Source organism: Pedobacter cryoconitis (assembly GCF_014200595.1).
Lineage (GTDB): Bacteria > Bacteroidota > Bacteroidia > Sphingobacteriales > Sphingobacteriaceae > Pedobacter > Pedobacter cryoconitis_C.
This window is the reverse complement of sequence record NZ_JACHCG010000003.1, coordinates 118,445-133,867: the sequence shown is the minus strand read 5'-3', so window position 1 is coordinate 133,867 and position 15,423 is coordinate 118,445. Positions and strand designations below refer to the sequence as shown.

General features: G+C 38.9%; 11 protein-coding genes. 9 read left to right on the top strand and 2 right to left on the bottom strand.

All coding sequences use genetic code 11. From position 1 onward, the window contains the following. Positions 1-6: 6 nt before the first annotated feature. Positions 7-1,095: an efflux RND transporter periplasmic adaptor subunit gene (locus HDE70_RS17865; protein ID WP_183891442.1), complete on the bottom strand. Its 1,089-nt coding sequence runs from the start codon at positions 1,093-1,095 to the stop codon at positions 7-9. Positions 1,096-1,201: 106 nt separating this feature from the next. Between HDE70_RS17865 and HDE70_RS17860 the strand changes: the two genes are divergently transcribed. Continuing rightward, positions 1,202-3,028 carry a M61 family metallopeptidase gene (locus HDE70_RS17860; protein WP_260161196.1) on the top strand — a complete coding sequence of 609 codons (1,827 nt, stop codon included), beginning with the start codon at positions 1,202-1,204 and terminating at the stop codon, positions 3,026-3,028. A gap of 82 nt (positions 3,029-3,110) precedes the next feature. On the opposite strand, the gene HDE70_RS17855 is transcribed toward HDE70_RS17860, so the two are convergent. After that, positions 3,111-3,590: a hypothetical protein gene (locus HDE70_RS17855; RefSeq protein WP_183870009.1), complete on the bottom strand. Its 480-nt coding sequence runs from the start codon at positions 3,588-3,590 to the stop codon at positions 3,111-3,113. A 580-nt stretch (positions 3,591-4,170) separates the two neighbouring features. Between HDE70_RS17855 and HDE70_RS17850 the strand changes: the two genes are divergently transcribed. The 8 genes from HDE70_RS17850 to HDE70_RS17815 all read left to right on the top strand — a co-directional run bounded on the left by HDE70_RS17850 (position 4,171) and on the right by HDE70_RS17815 (position 15,400). Further along, positions 4,171-5,955, top strand: coding sequence for an AMP-dependent synthetase/ligase (locus tag HDE70_RS17850; RefSeq protein WP_183891441.1), 1,785 nt, complete (start codon positions 4,171-4,173; stop codon positions 5,953-5,955). Positions 5,956-6,209: 254 nt separating this feature from the next. Then, on the top strand, positions 6,210-7,544 hold the full coding sequence (locus HDE70_RS17845) for an OmpA family protein (RefSeq protein WP_183870011.1): 1,335 nt from the start codon (positions 6,210-6,212) through the stop codon (positions 7,542-7,544). A 259-nt stretch (positions 7,545-7,803) separates the two neighbouring features. Further along, entirely contained in the window at positions 7,804-8,262 is a 459-nt protein-coding gene (locus tag HDE70_RS17840) for a MarR family winged helix-turn-helix transcriptional regulator (protein ID WP_183870012.1), read from the top strand. After that, on the top strand, positions 8,243-10,648 hold the full coding sequence (locus HDE70_RS17835) for a 3-hydroxyacyl-CoA dehydrogenase/enoyl-CoA hydratase family protein (RefSeq protein ID WP_183891637.1): 2,406 nt from the start codon (positions 8,243-8,245) through the stop codon (positions 10,646-10,648). Before HDE70_RS17840 ends, HDE70_RS17835 begins: the two co-directional genes overlap by 20 nt. Before the next feature lie 86 nt (positions 10,649-10,734). Further along, positions 10,735-11,913: an acetyl-CoA C-acyltransferase gene (locus tag HDE70_RS17830; RefSeq protein WP_183891440.1), complete on the top strand. Its 1,179-nt coding sequence runs from the start codon at positions 10,735-10,737 to the stop codon at positions 11,911-11,913. Between the two features lie 80 nt (positions 11,914-11,993). Then, a complete protein-coding gene (locus HDE70_RS17825; RefSeq protein WP_183870015.1) occupies positions 11,994-13,784 on the top strand; it encodes an acyl-CoA dehydrogenase family protein in 1,791 nt (596 codons plus the stop codon). Between the two features lie 147 nt (positions 13,785-13,931). Continuing rightward, positions 13,932-14,474, top strand: coding sequence for an FKBP-type peptidyl-prolyl cis-trans isomerase (locus HDE70_RS17820; RefSeq protein ID WP_183870016.1), 543 nt, complete (start codon positions 13,932-13,934; stop codon positions 14,472-14,474). Positions 14,475-14,479: 5 nt separating this feature from the next. Next, positions 14,480-15,400, top strand: a complete 921-nt coding sequence (locus HDE70_RS17815) for an FKBP-type peptidyl-prolyl cis-trans isomerase (RefSeq protein ID WP_183891439.1) — start codon at positions 14,480-14,482, stop codon at positions 15,398-15,400. Positions 15,401-15,423: the final 23 nt, after the last annotated feature.

Sequence of the window (15,423 nt, the reverse complement as noted above, 5' to 3'; positions counted from 1 at the left end):
GGTTAGTTATTTTACAACTGATACTTTGACAAGGGCATCATCTTTTAATGAAAGAGCACCTGTTGTTAAAACTGTGTCACCGATTTTTAGTCCGGAGTTAATTACTATATTTTCATCGGTACGCGTACCTGATTGCACTTCTATTTGTTTTGCTTTACCGTTTTTGCTAATAAACACAGTTTTGCCTCTTAATACAGGAATAATTGCCTGGTTAGGGATTAATATAGCATTCTCAACTTTATCCAGTGTCAGGGATACTTTAGCAAAAGAGCCAGGCCGTAATTCATTGTTTTCATTTGCAGCCAGTGCTTTCACTTGTAAAGTTCTTGTTTGGGCATTGATACCAGGTTCCAATGCGAAGACTTTTCCCTCAAAAATCTGTGCAGAGCCATCCGTGCGAAAAGTGATAGTAGAATTTACTTTGATCTGTGCCATATATTTTTCTGGTACAGAGAAGTTTATTTTTACCGGGTTTGTGCTCAGTAGATTGGCAATGATTTTAGTTGGGGTGATATATTCTCCCGCAGAAATAGAGCGAAGACCAATTTTTCCACTGAAAGGTGCGAGGATGGAAGTTTTAGCGAGCTGCGCCCTGATGAGTTGTGCCTGAGCTTTTAAAGATTTCAGATCAGCTAGTGCAGTATCATACTCTTCCTGGCTGATCGCTCCTTTTTGCAGCAGCTGTTTGGCCCGGTTTTCATTGGCAGATGATAAATTTTGTTTGGTCAGTGATTCCTGCAATTGTGCCTGAATATCACGGTCATTAATTTTTACCAGCAGCGCACCTTTGGTTACATTGCTTCCTTCTTTAAAGAAGATACCAGTCACTAATCCTGAAACTTCACTTTGCAGGGCAACGGATTCATTGGCTTCAATAGTTCCGGTAATGTCCAGTTTATTGGCGAAGGAGGTGGCCTGAACCACGATGCCGTTAACGGTCATTTGTTGTGGTTTTCCGCCTTTGGAAGAACCGGAGCTTTTTGCACCAGCACCCATTCCCGAGTTTTCAAGTTTTTTGTTGATAGATATCCTGTGATAAATGAGGTAAACGATCCCGACGAAAATAAGGGTGTAAATGACGTATTTCAGTTTCATAATTGGTTCTTGGAGCGACTAATTGTACAAAAATATTTAAATATGCGCGCTGGCGGTACTTGTATTAAGTATGTTACAGCTAATTTCCGATTTAAACCGGTAACAAATGCTATATGTTCTAAATTTGCGTCAAAAGAATTATTATATGCTGTTGAAACGAATAGGAATAGGATTGCTGATGTTAATTGCGCCAGCTCTGGTAGCTAAAGCACAGATTAAAGTCAATTATGAGGTTAGTTTTAAAGAACCTCAAGCCCATTATGCCCATGTAAATATGCAGGTTGGTGGTTTATCTAAAGAATATATTGATGTTAAAATGCCTGTTTGGGCGCCTGGATCTTATTTGATCAGAGAGTTCTCGAGAAATGTAGAGGGATTTACTGCTACCTCAGGCAAAAAAGTACTTAAGACGGAGAAATTAAAGAAAAATACCTGGAGGGTTTATACGGATAAGGCTAGTACTATAGCGATCAATTATAGTGTTTACGCTTTTGAAGTATCTGTGCGTACTCCATTTATAGATGCAACACATGCTTTTTTATCGCCAACTGCAATTTTTATGTATCCTGATAACCAGCTTGCTTTATCGAGCACGGTTAAAATTATTCCTTTTGAAGGATGGAGTAAGGTCTCTACAGGTTTAGAGCCTGTAAAAGATCAGAAATTTACTTATACGGCTAAGAACTATGATATCTTATTTGATAGTCCGATAGAAGTTGGTAACCAGGAGGTTTTTGAATTTACTGCCGCAGGTGTGAAACATGAAGTTGCAATGTATGGTGGCGGAAACTATAATGCAGAGCGCTTGAAGGTTGATATGGCTAAGGTTGTAGAACAGGCAACTGCTATTTACGGAGAGAATCCAAATAAGCATTATACGTTTATTGTACATAATTTCCAGAGAGGCGGTGGTGGTTTAGAACACTTAAATTCTACGGTATTAGGTGCTTCAAGAAATGCTTATGGGACTGAAAAAGGGTATAAAGGATTTTTAGGTCTGGTTGCCCATGAATATCATCATTTGTGGAATGTGAAAAGATTACGTCCGGTTGCTTTAGGGCCATTTGACTATGAGAATGAAAATTATACGACTGATTTATGGATTGCTGAAGGATTTACAGCTTACTATGAAAATAAACTGATGTTACGTGCCGGATTAACTACTCCTGAGGAATTTATTGGGACACTGACCAGTTCTATGTCTGATGTAATCAATACGCCGGGTGGTTATGAGCAGTCGGCTGCGATGTCGAGTTTTGATGCCTGGATAAAATATTACCGCCCGAATGAGAATTCAAACAATAGTGGCATTTCTTATTACAGTAAAGGGGAAATTGTTGGTATGCTGATGGATCTTGAAATTGCACATGCGAGCAACGGAAAGTCTAGTCTGGATGATGTGATGAAAGCTATGTATGAGCAGTGTAAGGTTAAGGGCAGAGGTTATACAGATGCTGAATTCAAAGCCATGGTGGAGAAGATTAGTGGGGTTAGTTTCATAGATTTCTGGGCGAAGTATGTGAATGGTACGGATTCGGTTGATTATAAAAAGTATTTAGGCTATGCAGGAATTAGTGTGAAAGATGCTGGCGAAAAAGATGCTTATCTGGGTGTTGCCTCCAAACCAACAGAAGGCCATGTATTGATTACGGCAGTATCGCGTAATTCGGCAGCATGGGTTGATGGATTAAATGTTGGCGATGAAGTGATCAGTATTGATGATGTTAGGGCTGCACCATCGATTTCGGGTATGGCTGTATTGCGTACTAAGAAGGTTGGTGATGTAATTCGTGTCAGAATTATCAGAGATGGTGTAGATCAGGAGGTTAAAGTTACTTTGAAAGCAAGCCCGAATGTAGATCTGGTTTCTTCAATGGATCCGGAAAGAACGGAATTGCAGAAAGCAGTATTTAAAAAATGGACTGGAATTTAGCAGAAGTTTAACCTGTTATAAAACAAATAAGGCGTATGGAATTGATCCATACGCCTTATTTGTTTTTATGCGCTTAATCTTCTTAGAAAGTGAAACGTAATGACAGTCCAACACCTGAAGCATCAAAATCAGTATCAGGGGCTAATTGAATCGCTGGTTTCCAGTCTAACGAAAGGTTGATAGGGGCATCAGCAAATTTATAATCCAAACCTAAAACACCGTCAACAGAAAGATATAAATCGCTTGAATTGTATGGCTTGTATTTTACAGAACCCAGACTGGCACCACCACCATAGTACCAGTTCAGACCACGCGCACCGCTGATTGGCTGGTAAACTTCATATAATGCAGTTGCACGGAAATAGTTGTAATTATTGTTAGATCTGAAATTGGCAATAATGTCTAACATTTTATTTTCACCAAGAGAGGTTTTAAAAGTTACCCCATTAGCAGCTCCAAAACGACCACCAATAGCGTTTTTGTAGCTTTGAGCTTTAGAAGATGATTGGATCGCAAACATAGCGATTACAGTAAGGCAAAGTATAGTAAATACTTTTTTCATATGATTGTTTAAAGTTTAAATGTAAAAATGAGCTGAGCAATTATTATGCCGGGTATGTCATCCTAATGAAATTTAATCCTGAAAAAAGAAAGTAAATAAGTGGTGTACTAATGGAATTATAGGGTAAAATCAATACAAGACAAGTCTGCTACCAGCCGGGTAGAGGTATCTGTGAATCCACCATGAGTCCACGTTGAGTCCACCTTTTCCTGTAAATACGTGGACTCACTATGGATTTACTATAGAGACGAGGTGCTTTCATATAGAACCATACTAAACCCGTCTGTTTTCAGTGACCTATTCAGAATAAATCGAAAGTGCATATTTGCGCTAAAAGGAATAAAATGTTGTAATTCCTAATTCTAGTTTGCTGGTTTTGGTGCCGGAATTGCTATGAAACCTGATGGTTTTCGGCGTTTAAGAAGACTACGTCAATAAAACATACCAAAATTAAAATTGGTTTTATTACAATAATTAATTTGTTAGATTTGGGAATAGCAAAGTAAACCGGAACAAATTTCGTTCTTGAACCTTACCGGGTTCATCTATAAAAAATATTTAAACTGATAAAATCAATATTATGCCTGTAACTGTAACAAGAGTATTTGATTTACTTAAATACAACTTAGAGAAATTCCCAAAAGATGAGTTTATTAGTGGAAAGAGTAATGGGGTATGGAAAAAATATAGCACTCAGCAATTTTCTGATGCAGCTGATAACCTGAGTAAAGGTCTGTTGCAACTCGGAATGGTTAAAGGAGATAGAATCGCTGTAATGTCTCATAACAGGCCAGAATGGAATATTGCAGATTTTGCTGTAAACCAGTTTGGCGGATACCATGTGCCTTTGTACCCTACACTGGCTGAGCATGATATTAAATTTATTCTGGAAAATGCCGGAGTAAGCGTATTCTTTGTGGAAGACGAAACCCTGTTCAAAAAAGTAAAGCCTATCGGTGAAGCGGTTAACCCGGATCTTAAGATTTATACCTTTGATGAAGTTCCAGGTGCGAATCACTGGAGTAAACTCGTGGAAGCAGGAGCAAAAAGCGAAGGAATTGACCTGGAAACTTATCGTGCCGCAGTAACTCCGGATGATGTACTGACCCTGATCTATACTTCTGGTACTACTGGCACTCCAAAAGGAGTTATGCTGACGCATAATAACCTGGTTCAGAATTTTATAAATTCTGCTGTGGTTGTTCCACATGGTTTGGAAAATGCACTCAGCTTTTTGCCGCTGTCCCATATTTTTGAACGAATGATTGTCTATCTGTATCTCTATATGGGGGTAGCTGTATATTATGCAGAAAGCATGGATACTATTGTCGCAGATATTCAATCCGTTAAACCGAATGCTTTTTCTACCGTTCCAAGGTTATTGGAAAAGGTATACGATAAGATCATGGAAAAAGGGAAGGCGCTTACAGGAGTTAAAAGAGGTATTTTCTTTTGGTCAGTTGCATTGGCTGAACAGTATGATATGAAGAGCGGTTGGTTTTATAACTTTAAACTGGGAATTGCCAGGAAGCTGGTATTTAAGAAATGGCAGGAGGCGCTGGGCGGAAATATTGTTGTGATTGTTTCTGGTGGTGCTGCATTAAATCCACGCCTGGCACGTATTTTCTGGGCAGCTGGAATGCCTGTTTTCGAAGGCTATGGATTAACAGAAACTTCACCGGTTATTACAGTTAATCATTTTGAGAATGCAATGTTCGGCACAGTTGGCCCTGTGATCGATGGGGTAGAAGTTAAGATCGCTCCCGATGGAGAAGTACTGACAAGAGGACATAATGTGATGAAAGGTTATTATAAGCGCGAAGATCTGACTGCCGAAGCAATTGATAAAGAGGGTTGGTTTCATACGGAAGATATCGGAGAACTGGTTAACGGGAAATTTCTGAAAATTACTGACCGTAAAAAAGAAATCTTTAAAACCGCTGGTGGTAAGTATGTTGCGCCGCAAATGCTGGAAAATAAATATAAAGAATCAGTGCTGATTGATCATATTATGGTGCTGGGAGAAAATCGTAAGTTCCCGTCTGCATTAATTGTTCCAAATTTTGAAGCATTGAAATCCTGGTGTACTAAAAAAGGGATTACTTATACTACTGATGTTGAAATGGTTCAAAATTCCCAGGTTCTGGAGAAGTATAATCAGGAAATCGCCAATGGCTCCAAAGACTTTGGTAAATGGGAGCAAGTTAAACGTTTTGTGCTGCTCACTAAGCCATGGAGCATTGAAGGAGGTGAATTTACACCTAAGTTAAGTCTGAAAAGAAAAATTATCCTGGAGAAGAATAAAGATTTAATAGAGAAAATGTATAAGGACGCAGAGGACTATAAATCTGAAAAACATGAATAGAATGTGTTTTAATAGTAATAAATAATCTTCGTGACTGAAAATTATTTGTCAGATTTCTTTATAATCCATACCTTGGCGGCGTTATATTAGTTTCTGTTCATTTAAAATGGCAGATTTTGCTTCATTAAACATACAGTTTACGAAGAAAAAACTGCTCCTATAGTGCTCAAAGGCTTGTAAACTAATTTGGTATAGATATTGCTTAAGTATCAAAAAAAAATACCAGAACTATTTTTTTTTATTAAACTCATATTATGAAACAAAAATTATTCAAAAGTTTGCCGGTAGCTTTAGCTGCCCTTTTAATTGGTGGTGCTGCACAAGCGCAGGAACAACCAGTTACTAACGCTGCTCAGCAGTTCAGTACTTGGTCTATTGGTGTTAATGCTGGTGTTTTAACTCCAACTTCTCCACTAGGTGGCCATAATGATTTCTCTAAGAACAGTTCTAGTTTAGGATATGGTCTTTACATCAAAAAACAATTTACTCCATATTTCTCTTTGAAATTAGACGGAATCAGAGGTAAATTGAAAGGTGATAATTCTAAATCATTCAATGATGGAAAAGGTCCGGCTATCGTAGGTGGAAATTCTAAATTTGAAACTGAATTAAATTATGCTGCTAGTTTAAGCGCAGAAGTTAATATGTTCAACATTGACTTATTCAGAAAACAAGATGCATTACAATTATTTGTAACAGGTGGTGCTGGTTTAGCTGGTTACAAACCAAAAACTACTGCTGGTAATGTAACTACAGAATATCCAAAAAATGTTAAAGAATTAATTATCCCTGTAGGATTAGGTGCTAGATTTAAAGTTTCTGATAAAGTTAACTTTAACTTAGGATGGTCTGTTTATTTTGTTGATGGTGATAACTTAGACGGTACTTACCGTGGTGATCGTCACAGTGATAAATTCAGCTATGCTCACGCTGGTTTAGAGTTTGCATTGGGTAAAGGAAAGCAATTAGCTTTCAGCAATCCAGTTGCTGCTTCTTATGACGAAGCTCTTCAAGCTAAAAACATTGCAAATTCTTTAAAAAGCGATTTAGATGCTCAAAAATCTGAAAATGCTAAATTAAGAACTGAAATGAATGACTTGTTAAAAGATACTGACGGTGACGGTGTTGCTGATAAATTGGATAAATGTCCTAACACTCCATCAGGAACTGTTGTTGATGGTGCTGGATGTCCATTAGTTACTCCTGCTCCAGTTGTTACTGAAAAAGTAATCATCACTGAAGCTGATCGTAAAGTTGTTAAACAAGCAATTAAAGACTTAGAATTTGATTTGTCTAAAGCGACTATCAGAGCTAAATCATACCCTTCTTTAAACCGTGTTGCTAACTTATTAGTAACTAAAAACTTTAGCTTGAAATTAGCTGGTCACACTGATAACACAGGTTCAGCTGATTTGAACATGAGATTATCTAAAGACAGAGCTGAGTCAGTTAAAGCTTACTTAGTTTCTCAAGGTGCTAATGCATCTAGAATCGAAGCTACTGGTTACGGTAAAAACCAACCAATTGCAACTAACAAAACTGCAGCTGGTCGTCAGAAAAACAGAAGAGTAGAATTTACTTTATACTAGTCTGAAACCAATATTTTAGAAGCCGCCAGGGTCAAACCTGGCGGCTTTTTTTGTGCTCTTTTTTTTCATCAGTATGTAATTTTGTTTTTTTTCGAAGTCTTTATTGTTTTTAATTGAACTCAAGAGCACTTCCTGGTTTAGCGGTTATGAAGCTATTATGATTTTGATATTCATTTCGTTATGGGATCTGAAAAATCATAATGGTTTCTTGGTTTCTAGTTTTATATTCTTTAGCTTTGTTATGCAAGCATAGTAATTAATGAAACAACAGGAAACAATAGATTATTTATTGAAAGTGGTTTGGCAGAACATGTCTAACACCTATAACCAGATCGCTTCTGAGTTCGGAATCACACAAGCTATTGGTTATGTGCTGATTAATATTGATAAAGATGGCACAGCAGTCTCACAGCTTGCAGGATTGCTTGGGGTTAAGGCCACCAGCCTGTCCAGGATGTTAAACAATATGGAGGAATCCGGGTTAATATACAGAGAAGCCTCCTCTGGAGATAAAAGATCAGTGAAAGTCTTTCTGACAGACTTCGGCCGGGAGAAACGGCAAGTAGCAAAAGGCGTTGTCCGCTCTTTCAATGAATACCTGAATGATCATTTGACTGTATCAGAAAAGAATAACCTGGTACAAAGCTTACAGAAATTAAATAAACTCACTTTAGGATATACAGTAACTACAGGAAATGATGAACAAAAAGATAAATAAAGTAGCGGTATTAGGCTCCGGTATCATGGGCTCACGCATTGCTTGTCACTTTGCGAATATAGGTGTAGAAGTATTGTTGTTAGACATCGCGCCGAAAGAACTCAGCCCTGAGGAAATAGCCAAAGGATTGACGCTGGAAAATCCGGGGGTTCAGAACCGTATTGTCAATGCAGCTTTACAAAATGCAATTAAAACTAATCCTTCCCCGGTTTATACCAAAAAAGTAGTCAATAAGATTACCACAGGTAATTTCGAGGCTGACATGTCCAAAATTGCCGGTGTAGACTGGATTATTGAGGTGGTAGTTGAAAATCTTGATATTAAGAAAAAAGTATTCGAACAAGTGGAGCAGTTCCGTAAAGCCGGAACGCTGATCACTTCCAATACTTCTGGTATCCCTATACATTTAATGACCGAAGGAAGAAGCGACGATTTTAAGGCTAATTTCTGCGGGACACACTTTTTTAATCCGCCGCGCTATCTGCGTTTACTGGAGATTATTCCTACTCCGGATACTAAACCTGAGCTGGTAGACTTCTTAATGCATTATGGAGATAAGTTTTTAGGTAAAACAACTGTTTTATGTAAGGATACTCCTGCATTCATCGCTAACAGAGTAGGGGTATATTCTATGATGGCTTTACTGCATCTGGTAGAAAAATTAGATTTGACGGTAGAAGAAGTTGACAAATTTACCGGCCCTGCTTTAGGCAGACCGAAATCAGCTACTTTCCGTACTTCTGATGTAGTAGGTTTAGATACAATGATTAAAGTATCAAAAGGGCTATATGACAATTGCCCTGATGATAAAGCCCACGATTTATTTAAGCTTCCTGATTATGTTGTTAAAATGGAAGCTAATAAATGGTTAGGCGATAAAACCAAACAAGGTTTCTATAAAAAAACAAAAACCGCTGACGGTAAAACAGAAATTTTAGCACTTGATTTAAAAACACTGGAATACCGTGTTCAGCAAAAAGTGAAATCTGCAACGCTTGAACTGACCAAACCAATTGAAAATGTCAGAGATAGAATGAAGGTTTTTGCGGCAGGTAAAGATAAAGCAGCAGAAGTGTTCAGGCATTCTTTCTTTGGTTTATTTGAATACGTATCAGACCGGATTCCTGAAATTTCGGATGAACTTTACAGAATTGATGATGCTTTACGTGCAGGATTCGGATGGGATTTAGGCCCGTTTGAAGTCTGGGACGCTGTAGGTATCAAGGAATCACTGGAAGGCATGAAAAAATATGGACATGAGGCTGCCGCCTGGGTTCATGAAATGCTTGCCGCGGGTCACACTACTTTCTATAAAGTAGAAGATGGCGTTAAAAAATATTACGATATTCCTTCCAAGAGTTATAAAGCATTACCAGGGGCTGATTCATTCATCATCCTGGATAATATCCGTACTACTAAGACAATCTGGAAGAACTCAGGTGCTTCTATCCTTGATTTAGGCGACGGGATACTGAATGTGGAATTCCATTCCAAAATGAATACCATCGGCGGGGATACACTTCAGGCAATTAACAAAGCAATAGACCTGGCAGAAAAAGATTACAGAGGCATAGTAATAGGTAATGATGGTGCTAACTTTTCGGCAGGTGCAAATGTTGGAATGATTTTCATGATGGCTGTAGAGCAGGATTGGGATGAGTTGAACATGGCAATCAGGGCATTCCAGAATACTTCGATGCGAATCAGGTACTCTTCTATTCCAGTTGTCGTAGCTCCGCATAACCTTACACTAGGTGGTGGATGTGAATTCAGTTTACATGCAGACCATGTACAGCTGAATGCAGAAACTTATATGGGACTGGTTGAATTTGGTGTAGGTGTGATCCCTGGTGGCGGGGGGACAAAAGAATTTGCTCTGCGTGCTTCTGATGAGTACAAAGATGATCAGATTGTTCAAAATGTCTTAAAAGATCGTTTTCTGACTATAGGAATGGCCAAGGTTTCGACTTCTGCACTGGAAGCTTATGAGTTAGGCTATCTGCAAAAAGATAAATTCTCTGTTTCTATGAACCGCAGCAGATTGATTGCAGATGCCAAAGCAAAAGCAATTGAGCTGGCAGATGCTGGTTATACACAACCTGTGAGAAGAAAAGATATCAGAGTGCTGGGTAAACAAGGCTTAGGAATTGTTTATGCGGGTGCAAATACGATGTATTCAGGGCACTACATTTCTGAACATGATAAAAAGATCTCGGAAAAACTGGGTTATGTAATGTGTGGTGGTGATTTATCGTCTCCTACAGAAGTAACTGAGCAGTATTTGCTGGATCTGGAAAGAGAAGCTTTCTTATCACTTTGCGGTGAGCGGAAGACTTTGGAAAGGATTCAGAGTATTGTGACTAAGGGGAAACCACTTCGTAACTAACCAGAGGATTTAAAGAAAATATAATGTTTAACAGCAAAGGATCAGCAGAATTATTCAACTGAGACTTTTCTTAACTACATCAAAAAATGCAAGAAGCATATATCATAGCAGGTTTACGTACAGCAGTGGGCAAAGCACCACGTGGCGTATTTCGTTTTACCAGGGCCGATGATCTGGCTGCTGAAGTCATCAAACAATTAGTAGCCTCAGTTCCGAACCTGGATAAAGATCAAATAGATGATGTCATCGTTGGTAATGCAACTCCGGAAGCAGAACAAGGATTGAATATAGGCCGTATGATTTCCCTGATGGGATTGGATACAGTTAAAGTTCCGGGTGTAACCCTGAACAGATACTGTGCATCGGGATTGGATACCATCGCTACTGCGGTTGCTAAAATTAAAAGTGGAATGGCAGACTGTATTATCGCCGGTGGTGTAGAAGTCATGTCTGGTATGCCTTTTGGCGGATGGAAGGTTGTTCCTAATTTCGAAGTTGCTAAAAAGAACCCGGACTGGTATTGGGGAATGGGGCTTACTGCCGAAGCTGTAGCCAATGAATATAAGGTGAGCAGAGAGGATCAGGATGAATTCGCTTTCAGGTCAAATATGAAGGCAGTTGAGGCTATAAAGAACGGGCATTTAAAAGCCGGCGTAGCTCCAATTACAGTGACTGAAAATTATCTGGATGGCCAGCAAAAAAAGAAGACCAGAAGTTACGTAGTGGATACCGATGAGGGGCCGCGTGCAGATACTTCTCTGGATAAGTTAGCTAAACTTAAACCGGTTTTTGCAGCCGATGGAAGTGTAACTGCCGGTAACTCTTCTCAGACTTCTGATGGCGCAGCTTTTGTGATCGTCGTTTCTGAAAGTAAGTTGAAAGAATTGGGTGTTGAGCCAATTGCCCGCCTGGTAAGTTATGGTGTGGTAGGTGTTCCGCCAAGAATTATGGGGATAGGCCCGATTGAGGCTATTCCTCTGGCTTTAAAGAAAGCTGGTCTGACATTAGAACAAATGGACTTAATTGAGCTGAATGAAGCTTTTGCTTCTCAGTCACTGGCTGTAGTCAGAACTTTAGGCATCAATCAGGATATCGTGAACGTGAACGGTGGTGCGATTGCTTTAGGTCACCCACTGGGCTGTACAGGTGCAAAACTTTCTGTGCAATTGTTTCATGAGCTGAAACGCAGAAATGGTAAATACGGAATGGTGACGATGTGTGTGGGTAGCGGACAGGGTGCTGCTGGTATTTTTGAACTTCTTTAGCGGTTATTTTCAGCGCTTCATTATAAAATATAAAAATGAAAGCTCCGGGGAAATCCCGGCAGCTTCCAACAAGAAAGAATATGGAAACTACAGACAAAACAAAAGTAAAAGGTGGCGAGTTCCTGATTAAGGAAACCACATACCAGGATGTATTTATTCCTGAAGAATTTGATGAAGAACAGCAAATGATTGCACAGACGTGCAGGGATTTTCTGACGACAGAAGTATATCCGAATCTGGATCGCATTGATAAAATGGAAGAAGGCCTGATGGCTTCATTGGTAACTAAAGCGGGCGAATTAGGCCTGCTGGGTGTTTCTATTCCGGAAGAGTATGGTGGTTTCGGTAAAAACTTCAATACTTCTATGCTGGTTGCTGATGTAATTGGTGCTGGTCATTCGTTTGCAGTTGCAATTTCTGCACACACTGGTATCGGTACTTTGCCTATTCTGTATTATGGAAATGAAGCGCAGAAAGCGAAATATATTCCAAAATTGGGTTCAGGTGAATGGAAAGCAGCTTACTGTTTAACGGAGCCGAATTCAGGATCGGACGCAAACTCTGGTAAAACTAAAGCTAAGTTATCAGCAGATGGTAAACATTATGTGATTAACGGACAAAAAATGTGGATTACCAATGGTGGTTTTGCAGATATTTTTATTGTGTTCGCGAAAATCGATGATGATAAAAACCTGACTGCATTTATTGTAGAGCGTGAGTTTGGTGGGGTAACCATGAACCCTGAAGAACATAAAATGGGGATTAAAGGGTCGTCAACACGTCAGGTGTTTTTCAACGATTGTGCAGTTCCCGTAGAAAACATGCTTTCGGAACGTGAAAATGGATTTAAGATTGCTGTTAATATTTTAAATATTGGCCGTATTAAATTGGCTGCTGCTGCTGTTGGGGCTTCTAAAGCTGTAATTAGTACTGCAATCAATTATTCAAATGAGCGTATCCAGTTTGAGCGTCCGATTTCAAAGTATGGTGCTATTCGTTATAAGATTGCTGAAATGGCAACCAAAGTTTATGCGGTAGAGTCTGCTAATTATCGTGCTGGTCAGAATATTGACGATGCTTATGAAGCATTGGTTGCTGGTGGAATGGATAAAAGTAAGGCGAAACTAAAATCTACGGAGCAATTTGCGGTAGAATGTGCGATCCTTAAAGTATGGGGTTCTGAGGCATTGGACTATGTAGTGGATGAAGGTGTTCAGATTTATGGCGGAATGGGCTTCTCGGCCGATGCCCCAATGGACAGAGCCTACCGTGATGCAAGGATCAACAGAATTTTTGAAGGTACAAACGAAATCAACAGATTATTGACTGTTGATATGATGTTGAAAAGAGCGATGAAAGGTGAATTAGACTTAATGACCCCGGCTACTGCTGTAGCTGCTGAGTTAATGTCTATTCCTGATTTCGGTGAAGAAGATGATACCCTTTTTGCAGCGGAGAAAAAAATCATTCAGAACCTGAAGAAAGCAACATTAATGGTTGCAGGGGCAGCAGTTCAGAAGTTAATGATGAGCCTTTCTAAAGAACAGGAAATCCTGATGAACATTGCAGATATGGCGAGTTATGTTTACGTAGCGGAATCAGTAATGCTGAGAACAGAGAAATTGGTTAGTTTAAGAGGTGCTGAAGCTTGCGAAGGACAATTGAACATGATGCGTATCTATTTTGTAGAGGCAGTTGATGCTTTGCAAAAAGCTGGAAAAGAAGCTTTATGGGCTTTTGCCGAAGGTGATGAACAACGTATGATGTTAGTAGGGCTAAAAAGATTTACTAAAGTGGAGCCATTTAACGTGAAAGACGCACGTCAGAAAGTTGCACAACAACTGATTGCTGAGAATAAATATTGTTTTTAACGTCTTGAAATAAGACAGCTGAGGCCGGTTCATTATACATGATCCGGCCTTTGTTTTTTGTGGTAATTGTTAAAATTGGTTAAATATTGTACCATCCCTAATAAAAGACTATTTTTGTGCAATATGTCTAAAAGCAAAACTCTGTTATTGTTGATAATCGCCGCTTGTTCTTTCGCAGCCTGTAAAACAGCTCCTGCCTATGATAAAGCTGCGCAATTGGCAATTGATGATGATTTGATTAAGATCTATATAGATTCAATTAACAAAACGGGGGTTGATTCAACTAGGATAACCGCGAAAAAGACTGCTGAAGGGTTATATTATCAGATATACGATGCCGGAAAAGGTAATGCAACTTATGATCCTACAGATACGATAAGGATGCGTTATACTGGAAGTACGATTAAACATTTGTTGTATGATATGACTCCGGTAGTCACTGACGACCTGGTTCCTAAGTTTATTTTTAGCTCGGCTATAGAAGGCTGGCAAAAGGGGCTGAGATTGATCCAGCCGGGTGGACATATCAGATTAATTATACCTTCAACAATGGCTTACCAAAACAGGGTAGTTCCTGCAACGCAGCAGAGTAACGGATTACCTGCATTTTTGCCTGCAAATTCAATATTAGATTTCGACATCAAATTAATCGGAGTAAACAAATACGTACCAATAGTCCAACCAAAATAAAAATAATGCTTAAAAAGTTATCACAATTTACTCTTGCCTTGATTGGCTTAACTGTTCTTTTTAGTTCTTGTAAAAAGACTTATGATTCTATTCAGGTTGTAGACGGGAAGAAGATAGAGGATTATATTAAAGCCAATAATCTGACTGTTACACCAGATTCATTGAAAACTGGTTATTACTATCAGATTCTGAATCCTGGAACTGGTACTGCTCTATATGCAACCAGTGATTCTGTGTTATATAATGTTTCGGTAAAAGGACTGGAAAATGGTACGGTGTACTGGGCTTCTTCTTTAAATGGAAATTTTGGTACCCTTGCCGGATATACAAATGCACTGGTTCCTGTTGATAATACTGTTTTTTCTACAATAGGAGTTACTGCATTACGTGACGTAATTTTGAGACTTAAACCAGGTGGTTCTGCAAGAATCCTGCTTCCATCTTATCTGGCCTATGGAAAAAATGGTAATGCAAGTATTCCTTCGAATGAAAATATTGATTTGACTGTAACTACAGCGCCTGAAAAATCACAGATTGCTTTAGATGACCGCATCATCAATGATATCATTAAAAAGAATAATCTAACTATGATTAAAGACCCTTCAAGGGTTTATTATAGTATTTCAACTCCAGGTACAGGTACAGATAAGATCTCACTCAGCTCAACGCTGATCGCTAATTATACATTAAGATTTGCTGATGGTACTGTATCTCAAACAAATGTTGATGGTACTTTTAGTTTCACTTTGGGAAGCTTAGGGGTTAAAGGCTGGGGTGATGTAATTCCCGGTAAATTAACCAAAGGGGGTAAAATACGACTTCTTATCCCTTCTGATCGTGGTTATGGACCACTTGGAATTGTGCCTACACTACCTAGAAATGCAGTATTGGATTTTGATATTGAGATTGTTAGTGTAACGAACTAAGAAATAAATAATAAACATAAAAT

Excerpts from the sequence above, each read along its gene's own strand:
- HDE70_RS17845 (WP_183870011.1), top strand. The coding sequence starts at position 6,210 with ATGAAACAAAAATTATTCAAAAGTTTGCCGGTAGCTTTAGCTGCCCTT.
- HDE70_RS17865 (WP_183891442.1), bottom strand. The coding sequence starts at position 1,095 with ATGAAACTGAAATACGTCATTTACACCCTTATTTTCGTCGGGATCGTT.
- HDE70_RS17835 (WP_183891637.1), top strand. The coding sequence starts at position 8,243 with ATGAACAAAAAGATAAATAAAGTAGCGGTATTAGGCTCCGGTATCATG.
- HDE70_RS17830 (WP_183891440.1), top strand. The coding sequence starts at position 10,735 with ATGCAAGAAGCATATATCATAGCAGGTTTACGTACAGCAGTGGGCAAA.
- HDE70_RS17850 (WP_183891441.1), top strand. The coding sequence starts at position 4,171 with ATGCCTGTAACTGTAACAAGAGTATTTGATTTACTTAAATACAACTTA.
- HDE70_RS17815 (WP_183891439.1), top strand. The coding sequence starts at position 14,480 with ATGCTTAAAAAGTTATCACAATTTACTCTTGCCTTGATTGGCTTAACT.
- HDE70_RS17825 (WP_183870015.1), top strand. The coding sequence starts at position 11,994 with ATGGAAACTACAGACAAAACAAAAGTAAAAGGTGGCGAGTTCCTGATT.
- HDE70_RS17840 (WP_183870012.1), top strand. The coding sequence starts at position 7,804 with ATGAAACAACAGGAAACAATAGATTATTTATTGAAAGTGGTTTGGCAG.
- HDE70_RS17860 (WP_260161196.1), top strand. The coding sequence starts at position 1,202 with ATGCTATATGTTCTAAATTTGCGTCAAAAGAATTATTATATGCTGTTG.
- HDE70_RS17855 (WP_183870009.1), bottom strand. The coding sequence starts at position 3,590 with ATGAAAAAAGTATTTACTATACTTTGCCTTACTGTAATCGCTATGTTT.